This is a genomic window from Sphingomonas sp. PAMC 26605 (genome assembly GCF_000241485.1).
In the GTDB taxonomy this organism is placed as follows: Bacteria; Pseudomonadota; Alphaproteobacteria; order Sphingomonadales; family Sphingomonadaceae; genus Sphingomonas.
Genome location: NZ_JH584243.1, coordinates 204,870 through 211,295, shown reverse-complemented (window position 1 = coordinate 211,295; position 6,426 = coordinate 204,870). Strand labels below are relative to the sequence as shown.

General features: G+C 58.1%; 5 protein-coding genes. 2 read left to right on the top strand and 3 right to left on the bottom strand.

Translation table 11 applies throughout. The features are described 5' to 3' along the window. Positions 1-272: 272 nt before the first annotated feature. A complete protein-coding gene (locus RH90_RS20395; protein WP_029625540.1) occupies positions 273-1,178 on the top strand; it encodes an Abi family protein in 906 nt (301 codons plus the stop codon). Positions 1,179-1,201: 23 nt separating this feature from the next. On the opposite strand, the gene RH90_RS22960 is transcribed toward RH90_RS20395, so the two are convergent. The 3 genes from RH90_RS22960 to RH90_RS20385 form a co-directional block, all read right to left on the bottom strand. Further along, positions 1,202-1,690 carry a hypothetical protein gene (locus tag RH90_RS22960; protein WP_081477053.1) on the bottom strand — a complete coding sequence of 163 codons (489 nt, stop codon included), beginning with the start codon at positions 1,688-1,690 and terminating at the stop codon, positions 1,202-1,204. Between the two features lie 43 nt (positions 1,691-1,733). Next, positions 1,734-2,297, bottom strand: coding sequence for a recombinase family protein (locus tag RH90_RS20390; RefSeq protein ID WP_010188646.1), 564 nt, complete (start codon positions 2,295-2,297; stop codon positions 1,734-1,736). A gap of 265 nt (positions 2,298-2,562) precedes the next feature. After that, positions 2,563-4,002, bottom strand: coding sequence for an IS1182 family transposase (locus tag RH90_RS20385; protein ID WP_010188644.1), 1,440 nt, complete (start codon positions 4,000-4,002; stop codon positions 2,563-2,565). 538 nt (positions 4,003-4,540) lie between these two features. Here RH90_RS20385 and RH90_RS22955 point away from each other — a divergent pair. Further along, positions 4,541-5,290 carry a Crp/Fnr family transcriptional regulator gene (locus RH90_RS22955; RefSeq protein WP_010188642.1) on the top strand — a complete coding sequence of 250 codons (750 nt, stop codon included), beginning with the start codon at positions 4,541-4,543 and terminating at the stop codon, positions 5,288-5,290. The last annotated feature ends 1,136 nt before the right edge of the window (positions 5,291-6,426 follow it).

The window sequence follows — 6,426 nt, the reverse complement described above, 5'->3', positions numbered from 1 at the left end:
GGTGCGTTCGAGGTGCTACGCCGTCAGCGGACAGGGTCGCGATAAGAGACCTAAGCCTGCAGTGACGCCTATGGCGAGGCTGTCGCCGACGGCGCCCGCGGGTGGCGGGGTATCGATGAGCGGGTCTCGTTCCAGGCCGTCTCACCGTTGTTGATTTGTTGAGATGTTAGATCTATCTAGCGATCAATCGCGCTCGCCATGCCTATGCCCCTCGGGGTACGCACACTTGGCGGGCCTTTTTGTTTTCGGGGTCCATGCGCTAAGCCATGGTGATGTCCCGACCCTTCGCCAAGCCGTCCCTTACCTTCAACCAGCAGATTGCGCACCTGCAAGCGTCAGGGATGACAGTGGCCGACACGCCCCGCGCCGAGGCCTGGCTTCAGCACGTCAGCTATTACCGGCTCAGTGGCTATTGGCACGTCTGGAAGGACAATGCTGGAACGGGTTTCCTGCCGGGTGCGGACTTCGATGCGGTCTGCGCGCTCTATACGTTCGATCGAGATTTGCGCAGCATCGTCGGCGGAGCGGTCGAGCGGGTCGAGGTCGCGCTTCGCGGCAGCTGGGCCTACCAGCTTGCCCATCGCGGCGGGCCGCACGCCTATCTCGACGCGGCCCTTTACGAGGACCGACGCGAGTTTCAGGCGATGCTCGGCAAGCTGGCGACCGACACAGGACGTTCGGCGGAGACCTACATCCGGCATTATCGTGATAATTACGACGATCCCGCTTTGCCGGCTGTATGGATGGTGGCGGAAATGATGAGCTTCGGCCAGCTGTCGCGCTGGTATTCGTTGCTACGCGACCCGGCCCTGCGGCAAGCGATTGCTGCGCCATTCGGCTTACGTGAGGAGTTGCTGGTTTCGATCGTCAAGCATCTTGTCGACGTTCGCAACATCTGTGCCCATCATGGTCGCTTGTGGAACCGGGGCTTTCGGAGTCCACCACGGCTACCGCAGCGGCCAGCCGAGCTGGGCGCTACGCTAGACGCGAGCCGGGCCGGCAATGCCGCGGGTCAGGTATACAACGCACTAGTACTGCTGATCTATCTTGTGCGGCAGCTCGCGCCCACGTCCACTTGGAGGGACGAGTTGATCACCCTGCTCGCGTCGCGTCCGGCTGGCGATCTCGTATCGATGGGCTTTCCGGCGGACTGGCAAACCCGGTCGCTATGGACCTAACAGATGGTGTAACGGGTCGTTGCTCATCGCTGTGACGGGCTGTCGTCGAGCATGCTGAGCGGGGTGGGAGTGATCCAGTCGGCACCCAGCATCGGGTAGGGACCGTAAAACAGGTCACCGAGCGCACGCCGGTAGTGCGCGTTCATCCAACGCCGACGACGATGCTCTGGCCCATCGTGAAGGATGTGGCAGCGCTGGCACAGCGCCGCCAACCGGTGAAGCGCGCTGTCGCTCGGGTCATGGTTGAGGTGTGCGCAGGCAAGCACCACGGGCGTCCAGGCACCGTACTCCAGAATATTCTCGGTCGGCCGCCGCGCGCGCCCGCCCCTGCCGTTGCGCCAGCAATGCCGTTTACGGTCCCACCATCGTCCATCTCGAAGATGGAATACTCTCTGCCCATGCGGGCGCCCGCAATGCTCGCAGCAGCCCCCAGCTCGTACGAAGCGTATGTGATGCGAGATCTGTGGCCAGTCGATCGGGTACAGGAACACGTGCTCGAGACGGATCGGCATCAGGCCTCTCCCTTCGCCACGTCAGGTTGCGGATTGGCCGGCATCACGGGGCCAACGCCGCGGCGGTTAGCGCCCGATAGAGCGTCGCGTGGTGGCATTTAAGCAATTTGGCTGCCTCCCGAACTGATGTGCCTTCGCTCACCAGGCGCTCGCCCAATGCGATCTGATCGGGCGTCAGCTTGGGAGGACGGCCGAAGCGCACCCCCCTCGCCTTCGCTGCCACCCGCCCGCTGCTGGTGCGCTGGTGGATCAGCTCGCGTTCGAACTCGGCGATGCCGGCGAACACGGTCAGCACCATGCGGCCGGCTGGTGATGTGGTGTCCGCCCAAGGCTCTGCCAGCGAACGCAGCCCGGCGCCGGCCTCCTTCAGCTTCTCGGCAATGTCGAGCAGGTCGCGGGTGGAGCGTGCCAGCCGGTCGAGCCGCGTCACCACCAGCACGTCATCACCGCGCGTTTGGTCGAGCAAGCGCGCCAGCTCGGGCCGGTCGCGACGGGCGCCCGACACTTTCTCTTCGAACGTCCGCTTGCATCCAGCCTCCTTCAACGCGGCGCGTTGCAGCCGGAGATCCTGGTCGTCGGTGGACACACGGGCGTAGCCAATCAGCATGTCGCAAAATTGTATCACAACACTAATATTATGCAACAGACTTTTGCGACATCAGCTCACGAAGAAAACCGGGCGTCGGCGCTGCTGTCGCGAAACTTAGGCAGAGCGTGTGAAAAGTCGTGAGCAGCGGCGTGGATTATGACGGGTTTGCCCCGAGCGGGGGCCCAAGCCGAACAAGGCTTAATCCTGCCGTCTGACCGCCTTGAGACCTCCAGAAGCCGTTCATCCGAGGCCCAGCGGTTCATTGGGGCGCGAAAAGACCGGTTTACGCCCTCGCTGCGGCGATCAGGCCCGGGACACCGACCAGAGTGATGGCCCGTCTGATATTATAGGCGAGCGCGGTCAGGCTGAACTCGCCGCGGACGTTGTCGAGCCGGCGCATCAGAAACGCGCCTTGGCCCATCCACTGCTTGATGGTGCCAAAGGGATGTTCGACGCTGTTTCGCCGTTGGGCGAGTATGTCAGGGCGCAGTGCCAGCCGCGCTGCCATGCGGTCGAGAACAGCCTCGTTCTCCAGGCGCGAGACGCGACGGAATGACCTAGTGCAGTGTGGCTTCATCGTGCAGCCGGTGCAGGCATCGCGGTTGGCGTAGTCGATCTTCACATTGTCGCGCGACTTGCCCCGGTAGCGCGGCGAGAGCGTTGCCCCGGCCGGGCAGATAAAGACATCCTGGTCCGGCTCGTAGCGGAAGACTTCCTTGCTGAAAAAGCCTTCCCGTACGGCAGAGCCGCGGAGCGGCTTGGGCACATACGGGGTGATGCCGGCCGCCTCGCAGGCCTCGATATCTTCGATCTTGAAGTAGCCGCGGTCGGCCACCGCATCGATCCGCTCGACGCCCAGTGCCTCCATTGCCGCTGTTGCGGTCTGAGCGAGCAGGCCCAGGTCGAGGACCTGGTTGCTCACCGCCTGCTCAGCGATCAGCTTGTGCTTCACGTCGACGGCAAGTTGTATGTTGTAGCCGACCCCGACTTTGGTCATGCGCGCCATCGCGCGGGCGTCAGGATCGGTCAGCGAGATCTGGTCGGCGCCCGTGCGGTCCAGTTCGGCGAGCATCTCCTTGTGATGATCGCGCTTACCCTGGATAGCGGCGATCTTCTCGGCCAGTTTGTCGTCACCGCCGCCCGAACCGCCACCCGGCGTGCGGTCCTCGTCGGCATCCCCCTCGTCGAGCCGCTTCATGTAGCCGGCGAGCTTCTCGTCGGCGTCCTGGATGAACTTGGCCAGTGATGCTCGGGTGAAGTTTCGGGTCTTGTTGTTGACCGCCTTGATGCGCGTGCCGTCGACCGCCACGAGCTCGCGTCCGAACAGATCGAGCTGACGACACAGCACCACGAACTCGCGGAACACCGCCTTGAAGGCGGCACGGTTATCGCGTCGGAAGTCGGCGATGGTTTTGAAATCCGGCTTGAGATGCCGCAGCAGCCAGATGGCTTCGATATTGCGGTGCGTCTCGGCTTCCAGGCGTCGGCTCGACCGGATCCGGTTCAGGTAGCCATAGATGTAGAGCTTGAGCAGATCTGCCGGATCGTAGCCCGGCCGCCCCGTCGTCTTGGGTTGCACCCGGACAAACCCAGCCGCGCCAAGGTCGAACCCGTCGACAAAGGCCTCAATGAACCGAACCGGATTATCCGGTCCGACATAATCATCAACCGCCTCAGGTAGCAGCAGGAGCTGCGAGCGGTCCGTTCCAGACAGATGCGCCATGCCAGAAATATACCATGCGCAGCGATCCACGGGAATCCTCAGGACGGGTTTTCACACAGTCTGTAGGAGTCTAGCGACGCAATGGCTTTCCCTTTTCCCCATCGCCATGTGTCCGTTTCGGGATAGGGCAATCGGGAACGGGCTTCGGGAATGACCCTTGCGGATCGGGTCATGTGCCCTCCACTCGCCTTTGCGATCCTATTCGACCTTCCAAATCAGGAAAGCCTACGAGTCATGCTAGAGCCGCAAGATCGGTCGAGCGGGTCATGGCCACTGTGCATGGTTTAGCGGCATGCGCCGGATCAGTGCGCCGTAGCGCCGCACATCATCTAACGATCTTTCATAAGTTTCGTGAACAGGCCCGCGAGAGTTCCGTTCAGCAGAACCATGACCCGACCTATGGCTCGATATTGGGGAATAGCATCGATAGACAAAATATATATATACATCAACTTATTGATTTGTGTTAATATTTAATGTCTAGAGATCTACAGATTCTATAGAAATGATCCAACAGCTTTAAATTACAGGATTTGTCATGCCAGTTGATGTCCATCCTCTTTCGGGCGCTATTAAAAAGCTCGCCAATGAAAATTATCTCAGCGCAACCGAGCAAGAGGCTTTTTCGGCCATTCCGTACAGGATATCCGACGTCGAATCTGGAGCGTACATACTTAGGCAAGGTAATGAAACGGACATGTGTTTTATAATACTTATGGGATTAACTTTTAGCAATAGAATTACTGGCAATGGTAGCCGTCAGATAATCGCGATTAATATGCGTGATGATATAGTTAACGTTCAATCCGGCCTAACGAATTTTGCCGATCACAATATTCAAGCGCTGTCTCATTCTAAAATTGCTTATATATCTTATAATGACATATTCCAAGTCGTTAATGAATATCCTGCAATCGGCCGGGCTCTATGGAGAAATACTGGAATACAACTATCTATTATGCAGGAGTGGGCGGTAAATATGGGAAGGAAAAGTGCTAAGAGTCGTATATGTCACTTTATTTGTGAATTATTTATTCGTCAGAAAAAGGCGGACCTTATGAGAAAGGGGACGATCGCTTGGCCTATGACGCAGGATCAAATTGCGGATACGCTAGGTTTGACTGCTGTACATGTGTCCAGGATATTGAAAATACTTCGAACAGAGCGATTAATAAAGATCGATAAACGTGTTCTAACGATTATGGACTGGGATGCATTGCGAGATGCAGGGGACTTCCGATCTGCGTATCTCCATTATAATGAAGACCTTGGTGTCGCCGAATCTTAACTTACAATCTAATATCATAGACGATAATTCACTGGAACACCGTTAAATCGTAGTTTAAACATTGCAGCATCTCTTATGCTGCTAAAAATTACATATAGCCGGTTCATCATCCACGCTTTGTCTACGAGGTCAGCTGACTGATTAGATTCAATAACGTGCAGGATGTCTGGTTCGTGACGCTCGTAAAACATCACCGTCCACGGAGCATTTGGGTCGCTCTGAAGCCAGAGGAGTGCGTCACACGAGCCTGATCTCAAATCATGCCATACGTGATGCTGACCGTATGAAAATCCGCGGTCGAGGTGGAACACGTTCATCTTCAGCACTCGATCTAAGCGAAATTGCGGCTTTCGTACGCGCCGCCAGAACAAAGTAGGAAGAAACCGCAATCTGAAAAGATCATCGACGGCTGACTCGTGCTTGAAAACCGATGAGACTGCTCGAGCTGTCCACGCAGCCCCGAGCTGGTCGCGCTGAGCCGGGACGGGCGCGACCAGAAACGGTTCACGTCGCGCGACATGATCGCGTTGGAAGCCCGGCTTGAGCGTGTCGGCAACGCGCTTTCCGCGCGGCATGAACATGGTCTCCCGACAGTGGCAATAGGGGGGGCAATTGCCACTGCCGGGAGTGAAGGTCTCGGGCTCGGAGACGAGCAGGAGGCCGCATTACCACATATAGCGGGTCCAGAAGGACTTGTCACAGTTGTTGGTTACGCAGACACTGGCAAACCGGCCATGTTGGGGGTCTCGCCCGAAGGCCGGGACCAAAATCTCCTGCGAAGGCCTACGCTCCCGGATCGGAGCCGAAGCGTGGTCGGCTGGCGAAGATAGTCGAGCCTGCTTGAAACGACAGGCGGTGAGCATGCTCCTCATGTTCGCCGCCGTTCGATCCAGCGCTGGGAAGCGAATGACCGTTTGTTATTGACCGGAAAAACGATCGGGCTGTAATCGCCTATTTGGCGCTTTTCGGGCGTGCTTTCGCAAACCGAAAGCGGAAGTTGGGACGAAGCATAGACATTTTGCCAATTGTTTCGTGTGCGGGGTGCTACGTGCCGCCGCGGCCGATAGAGAAGTCAACCAAGGCGGGAGTGGATGCCTCGTTTCGACCGGATGGATAGCCTTAATCAGCTCGGCCAG

Excerpts from the sequence above, each read along its gene's own strand:
- RH90_RS20395 (WP_029625540.1), top strand. The coding sequence starts at position 273 with ATGTCCCGACCCTTCGCCAAGCCGTCCCTTACCTTCAACCAGCAGATT.
- RH90_RS22960 (WP_081477053.1), bottom strand. The coding sequence starts at position 1,690 with ATGCCGATCCGTCTCGAGCACGTGTTCCTGTACCCGATCGACTGGCCA.
- RH90_RS20390 (WP_010188646.1), bottom strand. The coding sequence starts at position 2,297 with ATGCTGATTGGCTACGCCCGTGTGTCCACCGACGACCAGGATCTCCGG.
- RH90_RS20385 (WP_010188644.1), bottom strand. The coding sequence starts at position 4,002 with ATGGCGCATCTGTCTGGAACGGACCGCTCGCAGCTCCTGCTGCTACCT.
- RH90_RS22955 (WP_010188642.1), top strand. The coding sequence starts at position 4,541 with ATGCCAGTTGATGTCCATCCTCTTTCGGGCGCTATTAAAAAGCTCGCC.